Origin of the sequence: Mesorhizobium sp. BR1-1-6, assembly GCF_020165355.1 — a bacterium.
Taxonomy (GTDB): domain Bacteria; phylum Pseudomonadota; class Alphaproteobacteria; order Rhizobiales; family Rhizobiaceae; genus Mesorhizobium.
This window is the reverse complement of the sequence record NZ_JAIUHZ010000022.1, coordinates 1-26548: the sequence shown is the minus strand read 5'-3', so window position 1 is coordinate 26548 and position 26548 is coordinate 1. Positions and strand designations below refer to the sequence as shown.

General features: G+C 63.7%; 26 protein-coding genes and 2 pseudogenes. 13 read left to right on the top strand and 15 right to left on the bottom strand.

Annotated elements, in window-relative coordinates:
• Positions 1-6: 6 nt before the first annotated feature.
• The 9 genes from LB545_RS26890 to LB545_RS26855 form a co-directional block, all read right to left on the bottom strand.
• A complete protein-coding gene (locus tag LB545_RS26890) occupies positions 7-888 on the bottom strand; it encodes an AAA family ATPase (RefSeq protein WP_224706088.1) in 882 nt (293 codons plus the stop codon).
• 8 nt (positions 889-896) lie between these two features.
• Entirely contained in the window at positions 897-1901 is a 1005-nt protein-coding gene (locus LB545_RS30915; protein WP_140567550.1) for a xanthine dehydrogenase family protein molybdopterin-binding subunit, read from the bottom strand.
• Position 1902: 1 nt separating this feature from the next.
• Positions 1903-3270, bottom strand: coding sequence for a xanthine dehydrogenase family protein molybdopterin-binding subunit (locus LB545_RS30910; RefSeq protein ID WP_140499863.1), 1368 nt, complete (start codon positions 3268-3270; stop codon positions 1903-1905).
• 10 nt (positions 3271-3280) lie between these two features.
• Positions 3281-3763 (bottom strand): (2Fe-2S)-binding protein, encoded by a 483-nt coding sequence (locus tag LB545_RS26880; RefSeq protein ID WP_140499861.1) that lies wholly within the window; start codon positions 3761-3763, stop codon positions 3281-3283.
• A 53-nt stretch (positions 3764-3816) separates the two neighbouring features.
• Positions 3817-4611: an FAD binding domain-containing protein gene (locus LB545_RS26875; RefSeq protein WP_140897010.1), complete on the bottom strand. Its 795-nt coding sequence runs from the start codon at positions 4609-4611 to the stop codon at positions 3817-3819.
• Positions 4612-4621: 10 nt separating this feature from the next.
• Positions 4622-5065 (bottom strand): SRPBCC family protein, encoded by a 444-nt coding sequence (locus LB545_RS26870; protein ID WP_140515847.1) that lies wholly within the window; start codon positions 5063-5065, stop codon positions 4622-4624.
• Between the two features lie 117 nt (positions 5066-5182).
• Positions 5183-6010: a helix-turn-helix domain-containing protein gene (locus LB545_RS26865; RefSeq protein ID WP_140630792.1), complete on the bottom strand. Its 828-nt coding sequence runs from the start codon at positions 6008-6010 to the stop codon at positions 5183-5185.
• 177 nt (positions 6011-6187) lie between these two features.
• The gene (locus tag LB545_RS26860) at positions 6188-7186 is read right to left on the bottom strand and encodes an ABC transporter permease (protein ID WP_224706087.1); all 999 of its coding nucleotides are present in this window, start codon (positions 7184-7186) and stop codon (positions 6188-6190) included.
• A gap of 61 nt (positions 7187-7247) precedes the next feature.
• Positions 7248-7991 carry an ATP-binding cassette domain-containing protein gene (locus tag LB545_RS26855; RefSeq protein WP_140500157.1) on the bottom strand — a complete coding sequence of 248 codons (744 nt, stop codon included), beginning with the start codon at positions 7989-7991 and terminating at the stop codon, positions 7248-7250.
• A gap of 455 nt (positions 7992-8446) precedes the next feature.
• On the opposite strand from LB545_RS26855, the gene LB545_RS26850 reads away from it, so the two are divergent.
• On the top strand, positions 8447-9436 hold the full coding sequence (locus LB545_RS26850; protein ID WP_140499854.1) for a sugar-binding protein: 990 nt from the start codon (positions 8447-8449) through the stop codon (positions 9434-9436).
• Positions 9437-9617: 181 nt separating this feature from the next.
• A complete protein-coding gene (locus tag LB545_RS26845; RefSeq protein WP_140499852.1) occupies positions 9618-10400 on the top strand; it encodes a FadR/GntR family transcriptional regulator in 783 nt (260 codons plus the stop codon).
• Positions 10401-10536: 136 nt separating this feature from the next.
• Here the strand turns inward: LB545_RS26845 and LB545_RS26840 are convergent, their stop codons facing one another.
• A complete protein-coding gene (locus LB545_RS26840; RefSeq protein ID WP_140666837.1) occupies positions 10537-11475 on the bottom strand; it encodes an NAD(P)-dependent oxidoreductase in 939 nt (312 codons plus the stop codon).
• Positions 11476-11593: 118 nt separating this feature from the next.
• Here LB545_RS26840 and LB545_RS26835 point away from each other — a divergent pair, with 118 nt between their 5' ends.
• A complete protein-coding gene (locus tag LB545_RS26835) occupies positions 11594-12508 on the top strand; it encodes an NAD-dependent epimerase/dehydratase family protein (RefSeq protein ID WP_140557980.1) in 915 nt (304 codons plus the stop codon).
• Between the two features lie 80 nt (positions 12509-12588).
• Entirely contained in the window at positions 12589-13365 is a 777-nt protein-coding gene (locus LB545_RS26830; protein WP_140500153.1) for a FadR/GntR family transcriptional regulator, read from the top strand.
• A 33-nt stretch (positions 13366-13398) separates the two neighbouring features.
• On the opposite strand, the gene LB545_RS26825 is transcribed toward LB545_RS26830, so the two are convergent.
• Positions 13399-13686 (bottom strand): DUF3175 domain-containing protein, encoded by a 288-nt coding sequence (locus LB545_RS26825; RefSeq protein WP_140499848.1) that lies wholly within the window; start codon positions 13684-13686, stop codon positions 13399-13401.
• A 198-nt stretch (positions 13687-13884) separates the two neighbouring features.
• On the opposite strand from LB545_RS26825, the gene LB545_RS26820 reads away from it, so the two are divergent.
• The 7 genes from LB545_RS26820 (at position 13885) to LB545_RS26790 (ending at position 21898) form a co-directional block, all read left to right on the top strand.
• A complete protein-coding gene (locus LB545_RS26820) occupies positions 13885-15129 on the top strand; it encodes an MFS transporter (RefSeq protein ID WP_140500151.1) in 1245 nt (414 codons plus the stop codon).
• Between the two features lie 164 nt (positions 15130-15293).
• Complete coding sequence (locus LB545_RS26815) at positions 15294-16322, top strand: LacI family DNA-binding transcriptional regulator (protein WP_140499846.1); 1029 nt, start codon at positions 15294-15296, stop codon at positions 16320-16322.
• 309 nt (positions 16323-16631) lie between these two features.
• Positions 16632-17759, top strand: a complete 1128-nt coding sequence (locus LB545_RS26810) for a sugar ABC transporter substrate-binding protein (RefSeq protein ID WP_140515835.1) — start codon at positions 16632-16634, stop codon at positions 17757-17759.
• Positions 17760-17822: 63 nt separating this feature from the next.
• Positions 17823-19370: a sugar ABC transporter ATP-binding protein gene (locus LB545_RS26805; protein ID WP_140515833.1), complete on the top strand. Its 1548-nt coding sequence runs from the start codon at positions 17823-17825 to the stop codon at positions 19368-19370.
• A gap of 13 nt (positions 19371-19383) precedes the next feature.
• Positions 19384-20364 carry an ABC transporter permease gene (locus LB545_RS26800; protein WP_140499841.1) on the top strand — a complete coding sequence of 327 codons (981 nt, stop codon included), beginning with the start codon at positions 19384-19386 and terminating at the stop codon, positions 20362-20364.
• Positions 20361-21347: an ABC transporter permease gene (locus LB545_RS26795; RefSeq protein WP_140553852.1), complete on the top strand. Its 987-nt coding sequence runs from the start codon at positions 20361-20363 to the stop codon at positions 21345-21347. Before LB545_RS26800 ends, LB545_RS26795 begins: the two co-directional genes overlap by 4 nt.
• Before the next feature lie 23 nt (positions 21348-21370).
• On the top strand, positions 21371-21898 hold the full coding sequence (locus LB545_RS26790) for a gluconokinase (RefSeq protein WP_181167663.1): 528 nt from the start codon (positions 21371-21373) through the stop codon (positions 21896-21898).
• A 62-nt stretch (positions 21899-21960) separates the two neighbouring features.
• Here the strand turns inward: LB545_RS26790 and LB545_RS26785 are convergent, their stop codons facing one another.
• Positions 21961-22410 carry an RrF2 family transcriptional regulator gene (locus tag LB545_RS26785; RefSeq protein WP_013530871.1) on the bottom strand — a complete coding sequence of 150 codons (450 nt, stop codon included), beginning with the start codon at positions 22408-22410 and terminating at the stop codon, positions 21961-21963.
• Positions 22411-22668: 258 nt separating this feature from the next.
• Positions 22669-23655 carry a sulfate ABC transporter substrate-binding protein gene (locus tag LB545_RS26780; protein ID WP_140567538.1) on the bottom strand — a complete coding sequence of 329 codons (987 nt, stop codon included), beginning with the start codon at positions 23653-23655 and terminating at the stop codon, positions 22669-22671.
• Between the two features lie 167 nt (positions 23656-23822).
• On the opposite strand from LB545_RS26780, the pseudogene LB545_RS26775 reads away from it, so the two are divergent.
• Together LB545_RS26775 and LB545_RS26770 are read left to right on the top strand one after the other, a co-directional pair.
• Positions 23823-24098 (top strand): annotated as a pseudogene (locus LB545_RS26775) (antitoxin).
• Positions 24098-24495: pseudogene (locus LB545_RS26770) on the top strand (type II toxin-antitoxin system VapC family toxin). The pseudogenes LB545_RS26775 and LB545_RS26770 overlap by 1 nt, the downstream one beginning before the upstream one ends.
• Positions 24496-24509: 14 nt before the next feature.
• On the opposite strand, the gene LB545_RS26765 reads toward LB545_RS26770, so the two are convergent.
• Both LB545_RS26765 and cysW read right to left on the bottom strand, forming a co-directional pair.
• On the bottom strand, positions 24510-25550 hold the full coding sequence (locus LB545_RS26765; protein ID WP_140580039.1) for a sulfate/molybdate ABC transporter ATP-binding protein: 1041 nt from the start codon (positions 25548-25550) through the stop codon (positions 24510-24512).
• Positions 25551-25618: 68 nt separating this feature from the next.
• Entirely contained in the window at positions 25619-26503 is an 885-nt protein-coding gene (gene cysW, locus LB545_RS26760) for a sulfate ABC transporter permease subunit CysW (protein WP_140673436.1), read from the bottom strand.
• Positions 26504-26548: the final 45 nt, after the last annotated feature.

The following is a 26548-nucleotide window of genomic DNA, read 5'->3' as shown; positions in this document are numbered from 1 at the left end:
CGCGGCTCACGCCAGCACCTCGTCGACGATCCGGCCGAGCTCGGGCGCGATGTAGGACAGATCCTCCTCGTCCTTGATCAGCACGCCGATGGCGCGGCGGAAGGCTTCCGGCCATGGACTGCCGCCTTTTTCGAGAATGGTCGCGGCATTGGCCCATTCGACCGCCTCGGCGATGCCGGGCGGTTTGGCGAGTGGACGCGCGCGGATGGTCTGCACGGCTGTGGCCACGGCGCGTGCCGTTGCCTCTGCGACATCGCCGGCGCGCAGCATGATGATGGCCGCCTCACGCTCGGCATCGGGATAGCCTATCCAGTGATAGACGCAACGCCGCCGGAGCGCTTCGGCGAGTTCGCGGGTGCGGTTGGAGGTCAGGATGACGATCGGCTGTGCGGTGGCGCGGATGGTGCCGCGCTCGGGAATGCTGATCTGGAAGTCGGAAAGAAACTCCAACAGCAGCGCCTCGAATTCGTGGTCGGAACGGTCGATCTCGTCGACCAGCAGGATGCGCTGCTCCGGCGCCTTCAGGACCTGCAGCAGCGGGCGGGCGATCAGAAAGCGGTCGTCGTAGATATCGACTTCTTGCTCGCCGGCATGGCGGATGGCGAGCAGCTGGCGCTGGTAGTTCCACTCATAGAGCGCATGCGCGGCGTCTATGCCTTCATAGCATTGCAACCGCACCAGATCGCGGCCGAGCAGCCCGGCGATTGCCTTGGCCGCTTCCGTCTTGCCGACGCCCGGAGCGCCTTCGAGCAGCAGCGGCTTGCCCAGCCGGATCGCCAGGAAGATAGCCGTCGCCAGGCTTTCATCAGCCAGATAATGCGCGGCAGCGAGGCGCTCGGCGACCGCTTCTGGCGAAGTCGCGACCGTTTCGGCGTTTACCTCGGGCATGTCGGTCCTCAGGTCGTCGCTTGCGCCTTGAGCGCACGCAAAATGCGTTCCGGCGTGATCGGTAGCGTGTCGATGCGCACGCCGACAGCGTCGAAAACGGCATTGGCGACCGCCGGAATCTGTGGATTGGCGCACATTTCGCCGGGCCCCTTGGCGCCGTAAGGACCATCTGCCGAGGGCCGCTCCAGCACGATGACCTCGGTTTCGGCCAGATCGCCGGGACCTGGCATCAGATACTGGTTGAAGTCGGTGCCGCCGTGGTCACGGCTGGGATAATAGGGCTCGGTCGTTTCGTAGAGCGCGTGGCTGATGCCCATCCAGGAGCCGCCGACCAGCTGCTGCTCGACCATTTTGGGGTTCAGCGCACGGCCGATCTCGAAGACGTTCTTCACTGTCAGCACCGTCACCTCGCCAGTCTCGTCATCGACCTCGACCTCGGCCACCGTGCAGGCATGCGCGTAGCAGGTCGATGGCTTCATCGCGCCGGTCTCCTTCTCCGGATAGGAGCGCGGGATGAGGAACATGCCGCGTCCCGAGATCGAGCGGCCGCGCTTGAAATGCGCCGACAGAGCGACGTCGAAGATCGAGATCGATTTCTGCGGCGCGCCCTTCACCAATATGTTGCCCTGACCGTCGGTCTCGAGGTCGGAGGCGTTGACCTCCAACTCCTCCGCGGCCACTTCCAGCATCACCTGGCGGGCTTCCCTCGCCGCCTGGATGACGGCGTTGCCGGCGCGGTGCGTGCCGCGCGAGGCGAAAGTGCCCATGCAGTGCGGGCCGGTGTCGGTGTCGGCGGTGTCGACGACGACGCGGTCGGTCGGCACGCCGATTGTCTCGGCGCAGATCTGCGCCATGATCTGCTTCATGCCCTGGCCGAGATCGACCGATGATAGGGTCACCATGAAATTGCCGGTTGGGGTCGAATGCACCAGCGCCTGGGTGGGATCGCCGCCAAGGTTCATGCCCGTGGGATAATTGATCGCGGCGACGCCGCGTCCACGCCTGATCGCCATTTCAAGCTCCCTTCGCGTAGGAGGACATTGCCATGTATTTCTCAGCCACGGGCCAGTTGGCCGCGCGCGAGGCCTCCTGCATGCACTCTATGAGGGCCGCCCCTTCGGTCGGCTGGCGATGCGCCTTCATATCGCCGTCGCGATAGGCGTTGATGAAGCGGAATTCGAGCGGATCCATGCCGATCAGCCGCGCCAGCTTGTCCATCTGCACCTCCAGCGCGAAGTCACCGATGGTGACGCCGAAGCCGCGCATGGCGGAGGAGGGGGTGCGGTTGGTGTAGACGCAGTACGTGTCGATCCAAACATTGGGGATGGTGTAGGGGCCGGGATAGTGCCCCGCGCCCTTCTGGGCGCCATAGGGCGAATGGCGGGAGTAGGCGCCGGCGTCGGTGTAGCCGGTGACTTTGCGCGCGACGATGCGGCCGTCCTTCATCACGCCGTCCTTGATGACGACCTTTTCGGCCGCGCGAGGTGACGAGATCTGCATCTCCTCCTCGCGGCTGTAGGTAAAACAGACCGGTCGCCCTGTTAGCTTGGCGCCGAGGATCGCGATCGGTTCGACGATGACATCGACCTTGCCGCCAAAGCCGCCGCCGACCGTGCCGCCGACGAAATGCAGCTTGCTGCCCGGCATCTGCAAAATGATCGACGTGTTGTCGAGGGTGAAGAACATCGCCTGCGTGTTGGTATAGCAGGTGAAGCGGTCATTGCCCTCCGGTGCCACGATACAGCCGGTGGTCTCGGTCGGCGCATGCTCTATCGGCGAGGACTGGTAGCTTTGTTCGAGGACGTAGTCGGCCTCGGCAAACCCCGCCTCGACATCGCCGAAGCGCACCTTGCGGCACTCGCCGCTGTCATAGAGATAGTAGTTCTGGCCGTGATACTCGTTGACGAGGGGCGCGCCGGGCTTCAGCGCTTCCTCCATGTCGAAGACGGCCGGCAGCACCTCGTAGTCGACCTTGACCTTGGCCGCGGCTTCCTGGGCGGCGCGCTCCGTCTCGGCCAGCACCGCCACCACGGCCTCGCCCTTCCAGCGCACCTTGCCGTCGGCCAGAACCGCCTCGTCCTCCGGCCCGATCTGGATCAGGATCAGGATGGTGTAGACATTGTGCGGGACGTCCCTGGCGGTGAGAATTTTCACCACGCCCGGATGTTTTTCCGCTTCGGACGTATCGATCGATCGGATGCGGGCATGATGGTGCGGGCTGCGCACCATCTTCAGATGCAGCATGCCGGGAAAGTTGCGGTCGGCGAAATAGGCGGTTTTGCCGGTGACATGGCCGGGCGAATCCGAGCGGGGCCTCGGCTGGCCGATCTCGTTGAGGTCATCCTTGCGGACGTCCGAAAAATAGCTTTTGCGCAGTTCCATCTTGCTTCCCTCAGGCCGCGTTCTGCGAGTTGGCGCGAGCGGCGGTGAGCACCGCCTGGATGATAGGCTCGTAGCCTGTACAGCGGCATATGTTGCCCGACAGCGCTTCGACGACATCGTCGCGGCTGGGATCGGGCGTGTGGTCGAGCAACACCTTGGCCGCCATGAGCATGCCCGGCGTGCAGAAGCCGCATTGGGTGGCGAAGGCGTCGAGAAAGGCGCGCTGCAGCGGATGCAGGACGCCGCCTTCGGCAAGACCCGATGTGGTGGTGATGGCAGCGCCGTTGCAGGTTTCGGCGAGCGTCAGACAGGACAGCCGGAGCTCACCGTCGACGATCACCGAGCAGGCGCCACAGGTGCCTTGATGGCAGCCGCCCTTCGGCGAAGTGTCGCCGATCTTGTCGCGCAAGGCGTTGAGCAGCGTGGTGCCGCTTTCGACGAATTCGGCCTTCTCAGAACCGTTGAGCGTGAACTGGACGGGAACCTTTGCCATTCTTCCTCCTTGCGCGCCTGCCCCCGCAGGGCAAGCGCGCGCCCCGAATGTGACTAGCTGAGCAGCAGCCGACCGAGATGAACCGGCAGCACTTGCGCGCGATACCAGGCGCTGGCGATCGGGTCGGTGATTGGTGCGGTGCCGTCGCCCGCGGCGGCCAGTGCCGAAGCGATGCCGTCCGCGTCCAGTGTCCTGCCGAGCAGCGCTTTTTCGGCTGTCTTGGCTCGCATCGGCCGGTCGGCCATACAACCGAGCGCGATGCGCGCCGAGGATATCGTGCCGTCGCCGGCTTGTTCCAGGATAGCGGCGATACTGAGCACCGAGACGCCCTTGGGCTTTACCCGCGAGACCTTCACGAATCGAAAGCTTCCCTGTGCCGGCCGCGTGAAGCTGACCGAGGTGACGATCGCGCGGCTCCCGCCCCGCTTGGCCAGAAACGCTTCCATCGGCATCTCGCCGTCATTGGTGCTCACCATGGCGTCCAGCGCCAGCAGGGCGACTGCGAAATCGCCATAGGGGCTTGGCGCAAACAGATTGCCGCCGACGGTCGCCATGTTGCGGATCGCCGGACCGCCAACGGCACGCGCGGCCTTGGCAAGCTGGCCGAGCTCGGGATGGCGGGCGATCGCCGCCATGGTCACCGAAGCGCCGATGCGGATCGTGCCGCCGGAGACCGCGATGACCGACAAGGCCGGGTCGGTCGACCTGACAAGGCCGGAGACCGAAACGTCGCCCTCATTGGCGGCGCGCAAGACGAGCGTGCCACCGCCGAGATAGCGCGTGCCGGCGGCTTTCAGCGCCGCGCTGGCGTCTTTCACCGTTGCAAAACTCTGCAATGCCAGCGCCACGGCCCGCTCCTCAACCCTGGCCGGCGAAATGGCTCTTCAGGGCGTTGAAGCCGCCCTGGAAGACATTGGCGCCCATGCCCTCGGCCAGCTTGTCGGCTTCTTCGGGTGCTGCGTCGAAGCTGGCGGTCCATTCGGCATAGGTGCGGTCGCCGTCGGTGACGCGCCGCAATTGCAGCGTAGCCCTGTGGTTGGTGAGCGGCTGCGGCGTTTCCAGGATCGAATAGCTGACGAGGAAATTCTCATCGGAGAAATCGAGCAGCTTTTCGCGCAGCCGCGCGCCGCTGGCCAGCTGGAAGTTGCGCACGCAGCCGATCGTGGTGGCGTCCTTGCCGTCCTCGATATGGCTTTCGACCATGCGCGGATGCCAATTCGGCAGTCCGTTGAAGTCGCGGATGCGCGCCCAGACCTTTTCGACCGGCGCGTCGATGACGGTGGAGATGGTGACATCAGCCATATGCTCTTTCCCCTGCAAACGTTCTGCTTGGGACGGTAGGCCGATCGTGGTCGCGGTGCTTATCAATGCGTCTTGGGCACGTATCAATCAGTCTGAAAATAGCCGCTTTCCGGCCCGTCAGGACACTGCTCGCGCCGCTTCGCGATAGAGCGTCGGCGGCACGCCGACATGGTCGCGGAAGAAACGCGAGAAATTGCCCTGGGTGGTGAAGCCGAGATTGCAGGCGACCGATATCAGCGGCTCATGCGACCACTGGAGCTGGCGCACCGCTTCCTCCATGCGCAGCGTGTTCCAGTAGACGTTGGGCGTCAAACTGGTCTGTTCCTTGAACAGGGCGAAGAAATGCGGCCGCGACAGGCCGACGCTGCGCGCCACGTCATCGAAGGAGATACGCTCGCAGACATTGGCTTTCATCAGCTGGATCGCCTTGCGGACGCGGAAATCCTGCATGGTGTTCACGCGGCCACGCGGCTCCTGCGGAGCTGAAGCGTCGGCGGCATCGAGCACCGAGTCGATGAAGCGCTCGATCTCGTAATTGGCGACATCGTCGATGCTCTCATTGTCGGTCAGATGATCGAGCAGGCCGGCAGCAGCCTGGTGCAGCCAGGGTTCGAGCGTGATTGCCGCCTGCGCGAAAAGCGGCGCGGACGAGGGCAGGTCACGGCGCCGCCGTGCCCAGTCCGGGTCGATGTAAAAGGCGAGGAACAGGCCTGGGGTGCCGTCGTGCGACAGCACATGGCTATGCGGCTGCAGCGAGTTGATGCCGGCAGCCGTGCCAGGTCCAAGCAGGACCGTCTCACGGCCGATGGTCATCTCGCCGGCGGTGCCTTCCAGCCAGATGATGAGATGTGCCTCGACATGGGCATGGGTGACGAAGTCGCTCGCGACATTCAGGACAGAAACATGTCCGAACCGGCCCCAGTAGAGCCTGATCGCTTCCGTCATGGGTATATCCTCCCGCAGGCGACTGGCCTCCCTTCGCCTGCTTGGGGATTGTGCGGCCGGTTTTCCGTATCCGTCAAGGCATAGCCGCACGCCCGGTATTCGCGGCAGGCCGCTTCAGCCGATTTTCAGACTGAGCGATAGGACCGAAATGAACGGCGCTTCGGCGAAGACAGGCTTTTAGTCGCTTCGCCTGAAGTTGCGGATGCGGTCGAACAGCACCGCCAGCAGGATCGCGCCGCCGATGAAGGTGCCCTGCCAGAAGGCGTTGATACCGAGCAGGCCGAGGCTGTTGCGGATCACCTCGATGAGGGCGGCACCCACGATGGCGCCGAAGGCGGTGCCGACGCCGCCGGCGAGATTGGCGCCGCCGATGACGGTGGCGGCGATGACTTGCAGCTCCATGCCGTTGCCGAGATTGGTCGTGACGGCGCCCAGCCAGCCGGTCTGGATGATGCCGGCAATTCCCGCCGACAGCGCCGAGATCATGTAGACGGCGACCTTGATCTGGCGCACCGGAACGCCGGTCAGCGTCGCCGCATGCTCGTTGCCGCCAATGGCGAAGATATGCCGGCCGAACTTGGTCCAGCGCAGGATGAAGCCGGTGATCAGCGCCAAAAGGATCATGTAGAGCACCGGATTGGCGATCCCGAACAGCCAGGCGCCGCCGCCCAGCGCCAGCAGCTTGTCGTGATCGGGCCCGAACTGGAAGACGACGGTGTTGTTGGAGGCGACCATGGCGAGGCTGCGGGCGATCGACAGCATGCCGAGCGTCACCACGAAGGGCGGAAAGCCGAGATAGGCGATCAGAATGCCGTTGAAGCCGCCGATGACGAGTGCGGTGACGATCGAAGCCAGGATGCCGACTTCGATCGAAAACCCGGCATGCATGGTAACGGCCAGCACCATCGAGCACAGGCACAGCACCGAACCGACCGAGAGGTCGATGCCGCCGGTGATGATGACGAAGGTCATGCCCAGCGCGACAATGGCGACGAAGGTGACGTTGCGGGTGATGTTGAAGAGGTTCTTCGGGGTGGCGAAGGCATCCGTGGCAAAGGACAGGAAGATACAGGCGAGGATGACGGCGATCACCACCCAGAACGTCTGGCTGGAGAGCAGCCGCGACAGAAAACTGTGCTGTTTCTGCGCGATCGTCTGATCAAGGGTGACTGCCATTATCGACCTTTCCTGCCGGCAGCGAAACGCGCCAGCGCAATGAAATCCGGTTTTGCCGCTCTCACACCACCTGCTCGATGGCGCCGGTGATCAGCCCTGTCACTTCCTCGGGCGAACTCGAGGCGATCGCCTTGTCGGCGACTTTCCTGCCGCGCCGCATGACGATGACGCGGTCGGCGACGTCGAAAACGTCGGGCATGCGGTGGCTGATCAGCACCACGGCGATGCCCTGGTCGCGCAAATGGCGGATCAGGTTGAGGACTTCGGCGACCTGACGGACCGAAATCGCCGCCGTCGGCTCGTCCATCAGCACTATCTTGGCCTGCGACAGCATGGTGCGGGCGATCGCCACCGCCTGGCGCTGACCGCCGGACATCTGTTTGACGAGGTCGCGCGGGCGCGTCTCGGATTTGAGCTCGGCGAATATCTGGCCGGCGCGCTTGTACATGGCGGCATAGTCGAGGATACGGAAGGGCCCGACGCCGCGGCGCAGTTCGCGGCCGAGATAGACATTGGCCGCCGCCGTCAAATTATTGCACAGCGCCAGATCCTGGTGGACGATCTCGATGCCGTGCTGGCGGGCCTCGACCGGCTTGTGCAGGATCAGATCCTTGCCGTCCATCTGCATGGTGCCGTGGCTCGGGCGGAAATTGCCGGCGATCATCTTGACCAGCGTCGACTTGCCGGCGCCGTTGTCACCCATCAGGCCGACGACCTGGCCGGGCTCGATCGACAGCGACACGTCGTTCACCGCCTGGATGGCGCCGAAATGCTTCGAGATGTTGGTGAGTTCGAGAACCGCCACCAGCCTTTTGCCTCCCATGTCTGGCCGTCTGTCCCGGAAGGGGCGACGGCTTCGGTTCGCTACCCCAGCTCCTCCCGGAAGCAGCGACGCGGTCATTTACGCAAATGCCTGCATGGGCGTCAATTGTCTGACGAATAAGATTTGGGCAATTGTCGGACGAATGAGATCCCGCCTTTCGGGAAAAATCCGTTTTGTAGGACAAATAGCAATTGACGTTGGCGGCAAGCCGTTATTAGTTGAGCGTCGGAGGAAGATATGCCGGCTTTGACGACGTTGTTTGGCGGCGCAACCGGTAGAGGATTATCGACCGTGCCGGCATCGTTGCCGGGCTGGTCGCATCTGAAAATACTTATCGGCCTGGCCTGACGGCACGAGCGCTTGCTTCTGTCATCTCGCATTCGGCCGATCTGTGTGGCGGGCACGCCGTGTCCGTCTGTTTCCAAGGGAGGACTGACATGAGGAAAACAGTTTTGCTCGCCGCCGTCGCCGCCATGGCGTTGGGCGCCGGGCCGGCTTTGGCCAAGAAGCAGCTCGTCATCGTGGTGAAAGGTCTCGACAATCCGTTCTTCGAGGCGATCCACCAGGGCTGCGAGAAATGGAACAAGGAAAACGCCAGCTCGGAATATGAGTGCTTCTACACCGGTCCGGCGTCGACTTCCGACGAGGCCGGCGAGGCGCAGATCGTGCAGGATATGCTGAGCAAGCCGGACACGGTGGCGATGGCGATTTCGCCGTCCAACGCGCCGCTGATCGCGCAAACGATCAAAAGCGCCAACCCGTCGATCCCGATCATGACCGTCGATGCCGATCTTGCCAAGGAAGACGCAGCACTTCGCAAGACTTATCTCGGCACCGACAACTATCTGATGGGCAAGAAGATCGGCGAATACATAAAGAAGGCCAAGCCGAAGGGCGGCACGATCTGCACCATCGAGGGCAATCCGGCGGCCGACAACATCCTTCGCCGCGCGCAAGGCATGCGTGATGCGCTGTCGGGCAAGGAAGGACTTGCAGCCCTTGCCGGCGAAGGCGGCTGGACGGAAGTGGCGGGCTGTCCGGTGTTCACCAATGACGACGGCGCCAAGGGCGTGCAGGCGATGACCGACATCCTTGCCGCCAACCCCAAGCTCGATGCGTTCGGCATCATGGGCGGCTGGCCGCTGTTCGGCGCGCCGCAGCCCTATCGCGATCTGGTTGGACCGCTGAAGGACAAGCTGGCCAGCAACGACTTCGTCATCGGCGCCGCCGACACGATCGGCGACGAGGTGGCGATCGCGCGGGATGGCCTTGTCACCGCGCTGGTCGGCCAGCGGCCGTTCGAGATGGGCTACAAGGCGCCGTCCGTGATGATCGACCTGGTCGAAGGCAAGAAGGTCGACGATCCGGTGTTCACCGGCCTCGACGAATGCACCAAGGATACGGTCGACACCTGCATCCAGAAGTAGGCGTCTCGATCGGGGCGCCCGTCAACGGGCGCCCCGCCACCTCTGCTGACGAACAGGGACACGCATTTCAGGGGCAGCGGCTCCGGCTTTGGCGCGCCCGTGGTTCGAATTTTCGGCAATGGCATCGGCGCACCCGACAGTTCCTGACCGGAACAGGTACGGCCGACGCATTGGAACGTGGATGCCGGACGAAAAGTCAAACAAGCGAGCCATTCGGACCAAGGCACAGGCCGGCCGCCGTCCGGCCGCCATGCGCCGGCCCGATGCGGCGCACTTTCCCGGTGCCAGCGTGCACGCCTCGCTGGCCAGCGAGATCGGGCTCAGGATCGTGCGCGGCGACTATCCGCCAGGCACCATCCTGCCCAACGAAGCCCAATGGTCGCGAACGTTCAACGTCAGCCGCTCGGCGGTGCGCGAGGCGATCAAGATGCTGATGGCCAAAAGCCTGCTCGCTTCGCGCCCCAAGATCGGCAGTTGGGTCGAACCGAAGGAGCGCTGGAACCTACTCGACCGCGACGTGCTCGCCTGGTACGCGACCGCGCCGGACCGTGAGGTGTTCCTGCGGACGGTACAGGAGTTCCGCCACATCATCGAGCCGGAAGCGAGCGCCTTTGCCGCGGTGCGGCGCAGCGACGAGCAGATGGCCGAGATCAGCCAGGCCTGCCGCGAGATGGGCGAGGCGGCAAGCCTTCAGGAGCGCATCCGGGCCGACACGCGCTTTCATCTTGCCATCCTGCGGGCCTCCGGCAACGATCTGCTGGTGCCGCTCGGCGTGCTCATCGAGTCGGCGCTCGACCATCTCTTCGTCTTCACGACTCAGCAGGTCGGCGACCAACGGCGGGCCCAGAGGCTGCACGAGGCGATCGAGAAGAATATTCGTTTGCAGCGCCCCTCAGCGGCGCGCAACGCCGTGCACAAGCTACTCGCCGATACCGATGAAGGGATCGGAAGAGGGCGAGGGTGATCGACGCTCGCGCTTGGTGATCACCTTTCTATGGACAATGCGTAGCCTTCTGCGGCCTTTCGCAGGCTCCCGGCGTTCGAAGCTCGAAAAGCCAAGCTATTGGCTTTTCATCCGGTGCGCGGACCGCTTCTCACCCTTAAATCGTCTGTTTCTTTCCATCTTTCATCGGCATCAGATCGACACCGTTGACCTTGCCGATATGGGTGGCCAGCATCGGCACGTACTGCTCGGCCGGTCCGGTGGCGTGTGCTCCGGCGAAAGCGTTCTTGGTGGCGTTGCCGAGGGGGTTGGCAATGCCGGCAGAACCCGCCATCGATTCGAGGTAGGTCAAGTCCTTGAAGGCGTTGGCAATAGTGAATTTGTGGGCGTCGCGGTCGCCCTCCAACGTCCACCGCATGAAGGTCTGGTAGAAGCCGCAATCCATGCGGCCGTTGCGGATGACGCTGTCGAAGCGCTGCGGCGAGATGCCGACCTTCTCGGCCAAGGCCAATGCCTCGGAATAGATCGCCGCATAGCCCAGCGAGACGAAATTGTTGAGCAATTTCATGCGGTGGCCGTCGCCGGTGTCGCCGATATGGACGATACGGCCGGCCCAGGTTTCGATCACCGGTTTGACCCTGGCAAAGACGGCGTCGGGTGCGCCGACCATGGCGTCGAGCGTGCCTTCCCAAGCCTCCTTCGGCGTGCGGCTGAGCGGTGCATCGACATAGTTGACGCCGAGCGCCTTGAGTTCGGCGGCCAGCGCAACGGTCGAGACCGGGTCGGAGGTCGAGCAGTCGACGACGACCGAGCCTTTTCTCAATCCTTCCTTGAGACCGCCGGGGCCTCGAATGATGGCTTCGACCTCACGCGAACCGGTGACGCAGATGAAGACGATCGTCGATGCCGCCGCCACGTCGCGGGAGGTCGAGGCTTCGTGGGCGCCGCGATTAGCCATATCCTCCGCCGGCTTGCGATTCTTGCGGCCGAGGAAGGTCAGGTGATAGCCTTTATCGACGATGTTCTTGGCGATGCCATGACCCATCAGGCCAAGGCCGATGAAGCCGATCTTCTCGCTCGCGGCGGTCGTGTTCATGCTGTCTGTCCTGTGTTGCGATTATCGATAATGTCGCCGCTCTTTTAGCCGCAAGCGGTTGCAGAAAGCAATATTGTCTGACAATACACATAATTCCTGAGCTTTCGTGGAGACCAGAATAATGAAGCGGATCATGTTCACCGGCGGCAGCGGCAAGGCTGGGCGCCACGTCGTGCAATATCTGGTGGAGCAGGGCTGCCAGGTGCTCAACATCGACACCAAGCCGCTCGACAATCCCAAGGTGCGCACGCTGATCACCGACATCACCGACAGCGGGCAGGTGTTCAACGCGCTGTCGAGCTATGCGGGCTTGCATGAATTCGACCCGTCGCTGCGCCCCCAGCCCGTCGACGCCGTGGTGCATTTCGCCGCGATCCCGCGCATCATGATCACGCCCGACAACGAAGTGTTCCGCATCAACGCGCTCGGTACCTACAATGTCATCGAGGCGGCGGTGAAGCTCGGCATCCGCAAGGTGATAATCGCCTCCAGCGAGACCACCTACGGGCTGGTCTTCGCCAACGAGCCGCGCACGCCGAAATATTTCCCGCTCGACGAAGAATACGACGTCGATCCGATGGACAGCTATGCCCTTTCCAAGGTGGTCAACGAGAAGACGGCACGGGCCTTTGCGCAGCGCGACGGTGCCGACATCTATGCATTGCGCATCGGCAACGTCATCGAACCGCACGAATACTCCCTGTTTCCGAAATGGTTCGCCGATCCCGGTTTCCGCAAGCGCATCGCCTGGAGCTATGTCGATGCGCGCGACCTCGGCCAGATCACGCTGCGCGCCATCGAGAAGGATGGGCTCGGCTACCAGGTGTTCAACGCTGCCAATGACGACACGTCGTCGGACCTGCCGACCGCGGAACTGCTGAAGCGCTTCTATCCCGGTGTGCCGGTCAAGGGTGAGCTCGGCGAATTCGAGACGCTGCTGTCCAATCGCAAGGCGCGCGACATGTTGGGCTTTCGGCCGGAACACAGCTGGCGCAAATACGTGAGGATCTCAACAGGCCCCGCCGGGGGTTGAGCTGTGCACAGAAGCCGGCTTTGCGGGTGAACCCGCTTGCCGTGCTTGACAGCTTGCTCAATCCGGACTTTCTGGAGCCTATGCGGGACGCGAAGCCGAACAAGGAAAAATCGCCGGCAAAAGCGGCATCGGCCGAGCGTCAGGCCGGCGTTCGCCGCACCGATGCGGCGCGCATTCCGGGTTCCAGCGTGCACACCTCGCTGGCCAGCGAAATCGGGCTCAGGATCGTGCGCGGCGACTATCCGCCCGGCACCATCCTGCCCAACGAAGCCAAATGGTCGGAGACCTTCAGCGTCAGCCGCTCGGCGGTACGCGAGGCGATCAAGATGCTGATGGCCAAAAGCCTGCTCGCCTCGCGCCCGAAGATCGGCAGCTGGGTCGAGCCGAAAGAGCGTTGGAATCTGCTCGACCGCGACGTGCTTGCCTGGTACGCGACCTCGCCGGACCGCGAGGTATTTCTGAAGACCGTGCAGGAATTCCGCCACATCATCGAGCCGGAGGCATCGGCTTTTGCCGCCATGCGGCGGACCGACGAGCAGATGGCCGAAATCAGCCAGGCCTGCCGCGAGATGGGCGAGGCACCAAGCCTGCAGGAGCGCACCCGCGCCGACACGCGCTTTCATCTCGCGATCCTGCGGGCGTCTGGCAACGACCTGCTGGTGCCGCTCGGGGTGCTGATCGAATCCGCCTTCGACCATCTCTTCACCTATACGACGCGGGAACTCGACGATTTGCAGCACGCACAGAAGATGCATGAGGCGATCGAGAAGAACATCCGCCTGCAGCGGCCCGACGCGGCGCGTGCCGCGGTGCGCAAGCTGCTCGCCAACACAGACGGCGTGATCAGGTCACGATAAGCCGTTCCAGGAATCCGTCACGCGGCTTTCTGCCTACTCTTCCTTCTCACGTCCGAACGCCGCGCGCAGTTCGTCCTTGGCATCCTCGAGCACCTTCTTCTGCTTCGCCGGCAGGTTCTTGCCGGCACGGTTGATGTAGAAGTTCAGCATCGACATGGCGGACTGGAACGGTTCGGCCTTGCGCCGGTCGCTGTGTTCGGCCGACCGCTTGAGCGAAGCCGCGATCTTCTTCGGGTCGTGGGATTCGAAGACATGGTCTTCGAGATCCATGGCATTGCTGTGCTCGGTCACCTCAGCCGACCATTTCCGTTTCGCGGTCATGGCAATCTCCTTCGCGTTGAGCCGATTGCAAAACGTCCTTCATCGTCGCACGTTCCGGTGAGCCCGGAACCGGCAAACCCTGGAACCATGGAATTACCCACGTGGCGCTGCTCGGCGCCGCGAATGCGCCGATAGTGGTGGAAGGACCGTCGGCCGCTAGGCCGCATGACCGCGACAATGGTCAATGTCGATGACGGAATGGGAAACAGCTTGGCCTCGATCTTCTCCTCACCAGCAGCCGGCAATGCGGTCGTCGACAGCTCGCATGCATGGATACGGCTGGCGGTGTCGATGCTTTTGTCGACAGTCGGCGGCGTCGGCATGTGGGCCGTGGTCGTGGTGCTGCCGGCCGTGCAGGCCGAGTTCGGCGTCGACAGGGCCGACGCCGCTCTGCCCTACACCGCGACCATGGTCGGCTTTGCCGCCGGAAACGTTCTGGTCGGGCGCGCCATCGACCGTGTCGGCTACTGGATCCCGGCGCTTGTTTCCTCGATGGCGCTGGTTGCCGGCTTCCTGCTGGCGGCGCTGTCGACCTCGATCCTGCAGTTCACGCTCGCCCAGGGCCTGCTGATCGGGGTCGGTACATCGGCGATCTTCGGGCCGCTGATCGCTGACATCTCGCACTGGTTCAACCGCCGGCGCGGCGTCGCCGTGGCGGCGGCCGCGGCCGGCAGCTATCTCGCCGGAACGATCTGGCCTACCGTCATGCCACCCCTGATGAAGGCGGAAGGCTGGCGCTTCACCTATGTGGCCATCGGCATCTTCTGCCTGGCGACCATGGTGCCGCTGGTGCTGATGCTGCGGCGCGGCGCCCCGATCGCGGCCGCCGGTTCCGCGGGCAGCCGGCTGGTGCAGCCGATCTCGTTGTCGCCAACGGCACTCCAGGTGCTGCTCGTCATTGCTGGTCTTGGTTGCTGCGTGGCGATGTCGATGCCGCAGGTGCATATCGTGGCCTATTGCATGGATCTTGGCTACGGCGTCGCGCATGGCGCCGACATGCTGTCGATCATGATGGCGGCCGGCGTGGTCAGCCGCGTGGCTTCGGGCTTCGTTGCCGACCGCATCGGCGGAGTGAAGACCCTGCTTATCGGCTCGGTGCTGCAATGCCTGTCACTGTTCTTTTACATTCCCTTCGACGGGCTTGCCTCGCTCTATGTCGTTTCGCTGGTCTTCGGCCTGTCGCAGGGTGGCATCGTGCCCTGCTATGCGATCATCGTGCGGGAATACATGCCCGCCAGGGAGGCCGGCCAACGCGTCGGCATCGTCATCATGGCGACCATTTTCGGCATGGCGATCGGCGGCTGGATGTCGGGCTGGATCTACGACCTGACCGGCTCCTACGCCGCCGCATTCCTGAACGGCATCGCCTGGAACCTGCTGAACATCCTGGTGATGGTGCTGGTGCTTTGGAAGGCAAGACGCGGCGCGACGGCGATGGCCTGAGGCAAAGCGGAAGCACTCGCCCACAAGCGCCTCGGCTTGACAACGGGCCGGGGCTGCGCGACGCCAGAGGTGAGTGGTGCGGCACAGGCTGGTGAAATGGCGACAGCAACGTCGATCGTATTGCGGCAGCGCCTTGGCGGCCACGCACCGCATGGAGCCTGTCCTTGATCAAGCCGCGCTCGCGCCGAGGCGGCGGCCGCCCGACCATATCAGACGTCGCGCGCAAGGCGGGCGTAGGCGCCATCACCGTGTCTCGCGCCTTGCGCGAGCCGGAGCGGGTCTCGCAGGACCTGCGCCGCCAGATCCAGGCCGCCGTCGACGAGCTCGGTTATGTGCCGGATCCCAACGCGCGGGCGCTGGCCTCGGCCCGCGCCGAGGTGTTCGGCGTGCTGGTGCCGTCGCTTACCAACAACGTCTTTGCCGAGGTGGTGCGTGGCATCTATGACAGCCTGTCGGATAGCGCCTTCCGCATCCAGCTCGGCAACACCCACTATTCCGGCCTCGAGGAAGAACGGCTGCTGCAGGTGTTCGGGCCGCAAAGGCCGGCGGCGCTGATCGTGGCCGGCATCGACCAGACGCCGGCCTCGCGAAAACTGCTGGAGAATGCAGGCTGCCCGGTGGTCCAGGTCATGGAAACCGGCCCGGATCCGGTCGATATGATGGTCGGCTTCTCGCATCTGGACGGGGGCAGGGCGGCGACTGAGCATCTGCTCGAAGCGGGTTACCGCCGCATCGGATTCATCGGTGCGCGCATGGATCCGCGCTCGCAGCGGCGCTTGGCCGGATACCGCATGGCAGTGGAGAAAGCCGGCCTATTCGATCCACGACTGATCACCACCACGCCGGTGCCGTCCAGTGTGACGCTGGGACGCGAACTTTTCCGCGACGCGCTGGCCAAGATGCCGACGCTCGACGGCGTATTCTGCAACAATGACGACATCGCGCTAGGCGCGCTGTTCGAGTGTCATCGCGCTTCGATCGGTGTGCCCAAGAGGATCGGCATCGTCGGCTTCAACGATCTCGACATGATGCAGGTGGCGTTTCCCTCCGTCACCAGCATCCGCACGCCCCGCTACGAGATCGGACGGCGGGCAGTGGCCATGGCGCTGGCGGCGATAGGAGGCGAGCCTCCGCAGCAGCGCGTCGTGGATCTCGGTTTCGAACTCATGCGCCGCGAGAGCACGGCGCGCTAAACACGCTTTCGCGATCAAGAGAAAGGGCGCTTTACACACCGTTCATGGTAGCGCTACCGTCGTCGTCGGACAGGAAAGAGAAATGCAACGGTACGGCGCCTGTCTATTATACATAAGCGACAACTAATTCTTGTTTATTATGTATAATATGCTATTTTCCCAGCAGCCTGGGAACGACGGGGGAGGAGGCATCGCATAGACCATTGGCCATCGGAAAGGCAGGTACGGCAAGGCAAGAGGAGCCGGAGCCGACCGTGCGAAATTCACATCGCGAAACGACGTCAGAATTACAAAATGGGAGGATTATCGATGATCAAGTCACTGGTAGGTGGCATCGTTGCCGCCAGCGCATTCGTCATGCTCAACTCGGCCGCCATGGCCGCCGGCCCCGAGATCGTGCCGGGCCCGGCCGCCCAAGCCGACTGCTTCGCGCCTTGGAGCGCGGACACGAAATTCTTCAAATATCCCAAAAAGGAAGGCCCATACCGCATCGCCTTCGCCAATGGCTATATCGCCAACACCTGGCGCATCCAGATGGTGCAGACCGCAAAGGCCTATGCCGCCCAGCCGGACGTCAAAGCCAAGATCAAGGAATTCAAGGTCGTCTCGACCGGCGAGGACGTGCCGGCGCAGATCTCGGCGATCAACAACTTCATCGATTCCGGCTATGACGCGATCGTCACCGACGCGCAGAACCCGACTGCTTTCGGCCCGGTCATCAAGCGCGCCAAGCAGGCTGGCATCGTGCTGGTCGCCTTCGACAACATCCTCGACACCAAGGATGCCATCAACGTCAATGTGGACCAGAAGGGCCTCGGCGAATTGTGGGCCAAATGGCTGGTCGCGAAGGTGCCGAATGGCGGCAAGATTCTCGAAGTGCGCGGCGTTGCCGGCACCTCCGTCGATACCGATCGCCACAACGGCATCCACGAGGTGCTCGACGCTTCCGGCAAGAAATGGGACGTCACCGAAGTCGCCGGCAAGTGGGACGACGGCGTGGCACAGAAGGTCACCGCCGACGCGATCGCCACCAACGGGCCATTCGACGGCATCACCGGCCAGGGCGGCGACACCGGCATCGTGCAGGCGATGATCGATGCCAAGCATCCGTTCGTGCCCTTTGGCGGTGAAACCGAAAACGGCTTCCGCAAGTTCTGCGCGGCGCATTCGGCCGACGGGTTGAAGTGCTCTTCCGCGGGCTCGGGCCCGGCCCAGGTCGCCGTCGCCATCAAGACCGCGATTGCAGCGCTCGAAGGCGAAGTGGTGCCGCAAGAGGTGAAGCTGCCGCTGGCGATCGCCGAAGATCCGAACATGAAGGAAGGCACGGATTACTTCCCGAAAGAGTCGGACAATTTCTTCGTCGGCAACTCCTTCCCAACCTGCGGCATCAACTTCAGCGCCCAGGAAATCATGGGTCAGACCAAGGAAAATCAGTAGTTTCCAGTGGATATCGTTTCGGGGCCCCCGGTTCTTGAATGTTCGAGCGCCCTGGGAGGGTTGATGGACGGTGCGGCTCCGCTCTTGCGCATGGAAGGCATATCGAAGCGCTATGGCGGCGTGCGGGCGCTGGAGAAGGCCGACCTGTCGGTCGAGGCCGGCAGCATCCACGCCATCCTCGGCGAAAACGGCGCCGGCAAGTCGACGCTGATCAAGATCATGGCGGGCGTCGTTGCGCCCGACGAGGGCCGCATGGTGCTGGACGGGCGAGAGGCGACCTTCGCCTCGCCGGGCGCCGCGAACAAGGCCGGCATAGTTTGCATCTTCCAGGAGTTGTCGCTGATTCCCGAACTCAGCGTCGCCGACAACATCGTCATATCCGATCCGCCGAAACGCTTCGGCATGATCGACCGCAAGGCGCAGCGGCGCATCGCCGAGGACGCGCTGGCGCGTGCGGGAGCATCCGACATTCATCCGCTGGCGCTGGTCAAGGACCTGCCGCTGTCACGCCGGCAGATGGTCGAGATCGCCAAGGCATTGGCCAGGAAGCCACGCATCCTGATCCTCGACGAGGCGACCTCGGCACTGACGGCGGCGGATGTGTCGAAGATCTTCGCCGTGCTGAAGCGGCTGCGTTCGGAAGGGCTGGCGCTGCTCTACATCTCGCACCGCATGAACGAGATCGCCGAATTGGCGGACCAGTGCACGGTGTTCCGCAACGGCCGCAATGTCGCCAGCTATCCCGCCGGCTCGAAGAGCGACAGTGAAGTCGTCGAACTGATGATCGGGCGCGAATACAGCCATATCTTCCCGCCCAAGCCGACATTCGCGCCGGCCACCACCGCGCCGGTGCTCGAAGCCCGCAAGCTCTCCTGGACGGATCGCCTGCACAACATCTCGCTGTCGGTCAGGGCAGGCGAGGTGGTCGGCCTCGGCGGCCTCGACGGGCAGGGCCAACGCGAATTGCTGCTCGCTTTCTTCGGCGTCCTGCGTGGCCTTTCCGGCCAGATCCTGGTCGACGGTAAGCCAGTGGGCATCGCCAGCCCCGCCGCCGCACGCGAGAACGGCATCGGCATGGCGCTCATTCCCGAGGATCGCAAGACCGAAGGCCTGATGCTGCCGATGACGGTGCGCGAGAACCTGTCTTTCGCCGCACTCGACCGGCTGTCGAAAGGCGGCATAATAGACCGCGCCGCCGAGCAGCGGCTTATCGACGACATGGTCGGCCTGCTGGCGATCAAGACGGCCGGCCTCGACATTCCGGTCGGCGCGTTGTCGGGCGGCAACCAGCAGAAGGTCGTCATCGCCAAATGGCTGATGCGCCAGCCGCGCATCATCCTGCTCAACGATCCGACGCGCGGCATCGATGTCGGCACCAAGCAGGAGCTGTATCAGCTGATGCGCAAGCTGGCGGACGCGGGGGCGGCAATCCTGTTCTATTCGACCGACTATGACGAGCTGATCGGCTGCTGCGACCGTGTGCTGGTGCTCTATGACGGGGCGGTCAAGCGCGAATTGGTGGGCGCCGAAATCACCGAACGGGCTCTGATATCAAGCGCGCTCAACATGCCTGGCGGGGATAGCCCGGTGAACCGGGGAGCGAACGCGTGAAAGGGATTTTGGCGTGAAGGATTGGCGCTACTGGTTGGCGGAGCAGCGCGGAACGCTGCTGGCGCTTGGCATCTTCATCGTCATGTTCGTCATCTACACCGCGAACCATCCGGCCGGCTTCACCGCCAATGTCGTGCAGACGGCGGCCAACAAGGGCGTGCTGCTGGCCTTCGTCGCCATGGCGCAGACGCTGGTGGTGATCACCGCGGGCATCGACCTTTCCGTCGGCATGATCTTCCTGTTGACCAACTGCCTGGCCTCGTGGCTGGTGGTGGGCACGCCGGTGCAGACGGCGCTTGGCGTGTTGGCGGTACTGGCCGTCGGACTGCTGTGCGGGGCGATCAACGGCGCCATCGTCATCTACGGGCGGCTGCAGCCGATCGTCGCCACGATCGCCACCGGCGCGGTCTATTATGGCATCGGGCTTCTACTGCGGCCGTTCCCGGGCGGATCGGTCAACGAGGATCTGGCTGACGCGCTGACGGGCCGTGTGTTTGACGTGGTGCCGGCCAGCATGGTTGTGCTCCTGGCCGTCGTGTTGGTGATCTGGGTGCCGTTCAGCCGTTCGGTGCTTGGCCGCGCGGCCTATGCGGCAGGGTCGTCGGAAATGGCGGCCTACATGTCAGGCGTGCCCATCCGGCGCGGCAAGTTCGCAGCCTATACGCTGGCGGGGCTGCTGGCCTCGATCGGCGGCCTGTTCCTGACGTTCTTCACCTATACGGGCGAAGCGGCCTATGCCAGCGGCAACTCCTACACGCTGTTTTCCATTGCCGCCGTGGTGCTGGGCGGCGTCTCGCTGTTCGGCGGCAAGGGGAGTGCCATTGGCGCGATCTTCGGCGCGCTCGCCTTCCGCACCATCGGCGATCTGTTGTTCGTCTTCGATTTCGATCCGCTGTGGCAGCCGCTGTTCCAGGGCGTTATCCTGCTGATCGCCGTCAGCCTCGGCGCCTTCGCCCTGTTTCGAGTCCGCAACCGGCTGGAGTGGTTCCTGTGAGCGAGACGACATTGGGCGGCATTGCCGGCCGCATGCCGAAATTCATTCGCCGCGCCGACCCCGCGGTGTTGACGGCCTTTGCCTGCATCGTGGTCCTGCTCCTGCTGGGCAGTCTTTATTCGCGCAGCTTCCTGTCGCCTGAATATCTCTTGCAGCAGCTCAAGGTGGCCTCGTTTCTCGGCGTCATCGCCACCGGCATGATGCTGGTCATCCTGCTCGGCCAGATCGATCTGTCGGTGCCGTGGTCGGTGGCGGCGGGCGCGATGATGGCTTGCGCCGCTGCCGCGTATGGCCCGGCCGGCGTTGCGTTGGCCATTCCATTCGGCATCCTGTGCGGGGTGCTGATCGGCATCGTCAACGGCATCGGCGTCGCCTATCTGCGCATTCCCTCCATGATCATTACGCTCGCCACAAACGCCGTCGCGCAAGGGCTGATGGTGGTCTACACCGGCGGCTTCTCGCCCCAGGATTCGGCCACCGGCGCCATGCGCTACCTGGCCACCGGCTTTGCCATTCCGGGAGTTCCCAACGCGGTCATCATCTGGGCGCTGATCGGCGCCGCGATGGTGTTCGTTCTGACCCGCACCGGCTTTGGCCGCACCGTCTACGGCATCGGCAACCGCGAGCGTGCCGCCTACCTCTCCGGCATCGACACAAGGCGCGTGGTGATGATCGCCTTTGCCGTCTCCGGCGGGCTCTCCGCCTTCGGCGGGGTGCTGCTTGCCGGCTACGCCTCCAAGGCGGCGCAGTCGATGGGCGACGCCTATCTCCTGCCGTCGATCGCGGCCGTCGTGCTGGGCGGCACCTCGATCCTTGGCGGGCGCGGCTCCTATCTCGGCACTGTCGCCGGCGTCATCCTGATCACGCTCCTGCAATCCATACTGTCGGTCATGCAGATGCCGGAGGCGGGTAGGCAGATCATCTACGGCGTCGTCATCGTCGCCATGCTGCTGCTCTACGGCCGCGCGCCGGCAAGCCGCTGACAGTGGACGAAAAGGCTCAGCGGATGGCGGAGGCCGCCCCCGGCTCTGTACCCCCAGCCATTGTGGTTATGGGTGTCGCCGGATGCGGCAAATCGGTCGTCGGTGCAGCGCTGGCAACCGCGCTGGGCGCGGTCTTCATCGAGGGTGACCGTCTTCATCCCCCCGAGAACGTCGCCCGCATGGCAAGCGGTCAGCCGCTTACCGATCAACTGCGCGAAGGCTGGCTCGATGCAATCGGCGAGCGCATCGCAGCGTCGGCCGGTGAGGGGCGGGGCGTGGTCGCTGCCTGCTCGGCGTTGAAGCGAAGCTACCGCGAGCGCCTGCGTGGCATTTGCCGAGACATCGTCTTCCTCTATCTGGAGATCGATCCGGCCATGGCTAGGCTGCGGGTCGCCAGCCGCAAGGGTCATTTCATGCCGGCAAGCCTGGTCGACAGCCAGTTCGCCATTCTCGAGCCGCCGGCGGCGGATGAGCGGGCGCTGACGCTCGATGCGACGCACCCGATCGCCGATCTCGTAGCCGAGGCGGTGCGCGTGACGCGGCGGTTCTGAACCTTGATCGGCGCCATACCGGCATGCGACTTACGCCGGCAAGTGCGGCGCATGCGCAGGATCTAGATCTGGGACGTCAACTCGACCGGAAAATCATCATTGTCGGCATCGCGCATGGCGGCAAGGCTGCGGTTGTCCAGCACCTCGGCGATTGCCTGGCGCACCTCGAGCATCATGTGCCGGACCTGGCACGTCGCTTCGTCGCAATCCTCGCAGCGCTGATACTGCGTGCGGCTGGCGCATGGGATCGGCGCCAGCGGCCCGTCCAGCACACGCACGACATGGCCGATCTTGATCTCCGAGGCCGGGCGGGCGAGGCGATAGCCGCCTTCCTTGCCTTTGCGGCTCTGGACGAAGCCGGCATTGCGCAGCTCGCCCAGAATGGCATCGAGGAATTTTTTCGGGATGTTGTTGGCGACCGCGATGTCGTTGACGAAGGCCAATTGGCCAGCCGGCAAGCCGGACAGATGCACGAGGGCCTTGAGGCCGTATTTGCCTTTTTTAGTCAGCATGCCCGAGTCAACCCATGAAGCCCCAACAATCCGCATCTGGCGGCTGTTTGTGTGCAAATGATGACGGGGCTTGTGGAGCGCTGCCGTTTCGCGAACAAGCCGATTTGTCGGCACGTTAGGCGCAAACGCGTTGATTCTTCGTAACCTTTTGCGCGGCTGGCGTCGTATTTGCCATATTTTGCCGCAAACGGCGAAAGCCGGCAAAGCGCCGGCTTTCCTGATTTGCTTACCGTAACGTGCTATCGCGCCGCGAAAACCTTATCGGCTGCCATAGGCCTGGTCGAGCAGGCCGCCGGCGGCGAAATGCTCTTTCTGGACGTTGTCCCAGCCGCCGAAGACGTTTTCCACCGTCAGCAGGCGCACGTCCGGGAAGTCGGCCTTGTGTTTGGCGGCGACGGCCGTGTCGCGGGCGCGCAGGCCATTGTCAGCGGCGATGTCCTGCCCCTCGGGCGTATAGAGGAAATCGAGATAGCTTTTGGCCAGATCACGCGTGCCATGTTCGTCGGCGACCTTGTCGACGATCGCCACCGGGAATTCTGCCAGCAGGCTGACGGAAGGCGTGACCTGCTCGAATTTGTCGTCGCCATACTCCTTGCGGATGCCGCGGGTTTCGGATTCGAACGTGATCAGCACGTCACCGATCTCGCGCTGCACGAAAGTGGTGGTGGCTGCGCGCCCGCCGGTGTCGAAGATCGGCACGTTGTTGAACAACTTGGTGATGAATTCCTTCACCTTGGCGTCGTCGCCCTTGAAGGCCTCCTTGGCGTAGGCGGTCGCCGCCAGATAGGTGTAGCGCGCATTGCCCGAGGTTTTCGGGTTGGGGAAGATCACCTGCACGTCGTCGCGCACCAGGTCGTTCCAATCCTTGATGTGCTTGGGGTTGCCCGCCCGCACCAGGAAGGACGGCAGCGAATAGAAGGGCGAGGCGTTGTCGGGAAAATCCTTCTGCCAGTCGGCCGAGACGAGGCCCTTCTTGACCAGGAAGTCGATGTCGGTGACCTGGTTGAAGGTGACGACATCAGCGCCGAGCCCTTCGGCGATGGCGCGTGCCTGAGCCGAGGTGCCGGCATGCGACTGGTCGATGCTCACGCCCGGGTGCTTCTCGATGAATGCCTTGTTGACCTGGACGAACAGTTCGCGGCCGACGTCATAGGAGGCGTTGAGCAGCTTGTCGGCAGACCAGGCTTGGGAAGATGCGAGGAACAGGCCGGCGACGGTGGCGACGCCGAGGAGAAATCGCTTCATGAAATAAGGCTCCGTGTAGTGCTTAATCACCTCACCATAGTCCTGCGCCAGTTGCCCGACGAGGCACGTGCAATAGTTTCGCGGTGCCACCGTAAGAAAAAATGTCGTCATGAACGCTGTCATTAGAATTTTGTTCCGCCCAATATGCATATGCAAAGGAGGCAACCATGCCCCAACACCGCCATTCAACAACGCGGCCGTCGAAGGAGGCGAAGCTGTTTCGCAATAACCGCAGCCAGGCGGTGCGCATTCCTGTCGAGTTCGAGCTCCCCGGCGAGAAGGGTCCTGATCAGCCGTGAAGGCGACCGCCTTGTCATTGAGCCGATCCGCAAAGCTGGGCTCGGCGCGTTGCTCGCCCAATGGGCAAACGAGCCGCCGCTCGGCCCCGAGGACGATCTTCCCGAATCAATGATGCGCCAGTCGAATCCGAGGACATTTTTTGATGCGGTTCATGCTGGACACCAACATCATCAGTGACATGATCCGAAATCCGGCTGGCAAAGCCGCCAATGCAGTGGACCGCGAGGGAGACGACGCCATTTGCACAAGTATCGTGGTTGCCTCGGAATTGCGATATGGCTGTGCCAGGAAGGGATCAACCAAGCTGCTCAAAAAAGTCGAGCAATTGCTGGCTGAGATTCCGGTCTTGCCGCTCGATGTGCCGGCGGATGCAGAGTATGGCGCCCTTCGTGCAGAACTGGAGGCCGCCGGCCAACCCATTGACTATACGACCTTTTTATTGCTGCGCACGCCTGCGCTGTGGGCATCACTTTGGTAACGGCCAATACGGGCGAGTTCATCCGAATCCGCAACCTCAAGATCGAGAACTGGCTGGAGTAGTGCTCGGTCTAATATCAAGCAGCCGGAAACAGCTTCCAGCGGCCCGGGCGGAATGCTACCCGGCTCTTCTGGGCCGCGGGATGGTCGACGGGCAGCTCGATCTCGACGCGCTGGCGTTCGCCGCCGATCTCGAGTTCCACCCGGCGGGTGCCGGCGACGCGGCGGCTGGCGACCACCGTGCCGGCGATGCAGCCAGAGCAGCCGCTCAGCAATTCGACGTCGTGCGGGCGGAAGTACAGCCTGGCATTGCCGCTGGCGGCGTCCGGCGCCGACAGCCCGATCGGGCGATCGGCGAGCCAGACCTCGCCATTCTCGACCTTGACGGGAAGCGAGCTCGATTCGCCGATGAAGCCATAGACGAAAGGCGAGTTCGGCCTGTCATAGATGTCATCGGCGGTGCCGACCTGCTCGATGCGGCCCTGGCTCATCACCACGACGCGGTCGGCAAGCTCCAGCGCCTCTTCCTGGTCGTGGGTGACGAAGACGGTGGTGTGGCCGGTGGCGTCATGGATGTCGCGTAGCCAGCGGCGCAGTTCCCGGCGCACCTGCGCATCGAGCGCGCCGAACGGCTCGTCGAGCAGAAGCACTTTGGGTTCGATCGCCATGGCGCGCGCCAGCGCGACGCGCTGGCGCTGGCCGCCGGAAAGCTGCGCCGGATAGCGCTTTTCCAGGCCCGAGAGCTGGACCAGGTCGAGCAGCTCGGAGGCGCGGCGGCGGATCTCCTGCGCCGGCGGCCGCGTCGAGCCCTGCCGGACCTTGAGGCCGAAGCCGATATTGTCCGAGACCGTCATGTGCCGGAACAGCGCGTAGTGCTGGAAGACGAAGCCGACATTGCGCTCCTGGATCGATTTGTGCGAGGCGTCCTCGTCGCCGAAGAAGATCTTGCCGCGCGTCGGCCGCTCCAGCCCGGCAATCAGCCGCAGCAGCGTCGTCTTGCCCGAGCCCGACGGCCCCAGCAACGCGATCAGCTCGCCCGACTTGATGTCGAGCGACACGTCATGGAGCGCGGGAAACCGCTCGAACTCCTTGCGCACATTGGCAACGCGAACTTCCATCAACAGTCCCTTTGTAGTGGCTGCATGCCGTTATCCCAAAACCGGGTCCCGCTTTTGGGCGACATGCATCAATGTCCACGCGCGGCGGCGATCTCGGCGCCGTAACGCATCTCGAGCAGTGTCTTCAGGACCAGCGTCACCAGCGCCAGGCCGGCCAGCAGCGAGGCGACGGCAAAGGCGCCGACGGCGTTGTATTCATTGTAGAGGATCTCGACATGCAGCGGCATGGTGTTGGTCAGGCCGCGTATGTGGCCCGACACCACCGAGACCGCGCCGAACTCGCCCATGGCGCGCGCATTGCACAAGAGCACGCCGTAAAGCAGCCCCCATTTGACGTTGGGCAGCGTCACATACCAGAAGGCCTGCCAGCCATTGGCGCCAAGCGACAGCGCGGCCTCCTCGTCGCCATTGCCCTGTTCCTGCATCAGCGGGATCAGCTCGCGGGCCACGAAGGGGAAGGTGACGAAGACGGTGGCCAGCACAATGCCGGGCACGGCGAACAGGATGACGATGCCATGCGCCTTCAGCCAGGCGCCGAGCAGCCCCTGGGCGCCGAACAGAAGCACGTAGACCAGGCCCGAGATGACCGGCGAGACCGAGAAAGGCAGGTCGATCAGCGTGGTCAGGAAGGCCTTGCCCTTGAACTCGAACTTGGCGATCGCCCAGGCGGCCGAGATGCCGAAGACGACATTGAGCGGCACCGAGATCGCCGCCACCAGCAGCGTCAGCCGGATCGCCGAGCGCGTATCGGGATTGCCGAGCGCCTCGGTGTAGGCGCCGACGCCCTTGGCGAAGGCTTCGTTGAAGACGATGATCAGCGGCAACAGCAGGAAGATGCCGAGGAAGGCGAAGGCGATCGCCATCAGCACGGCCTGCGCCGGGCGGCTTTCGGTCACCGCCGCCGAGCGGCTGTCGTGATGCGGCTCGTAGGATTTGATCTCCGGATCAGCCATAGCGCTTGCGGCTCCATGTCTGCGCCAGGTTGACGATGAGCAGCA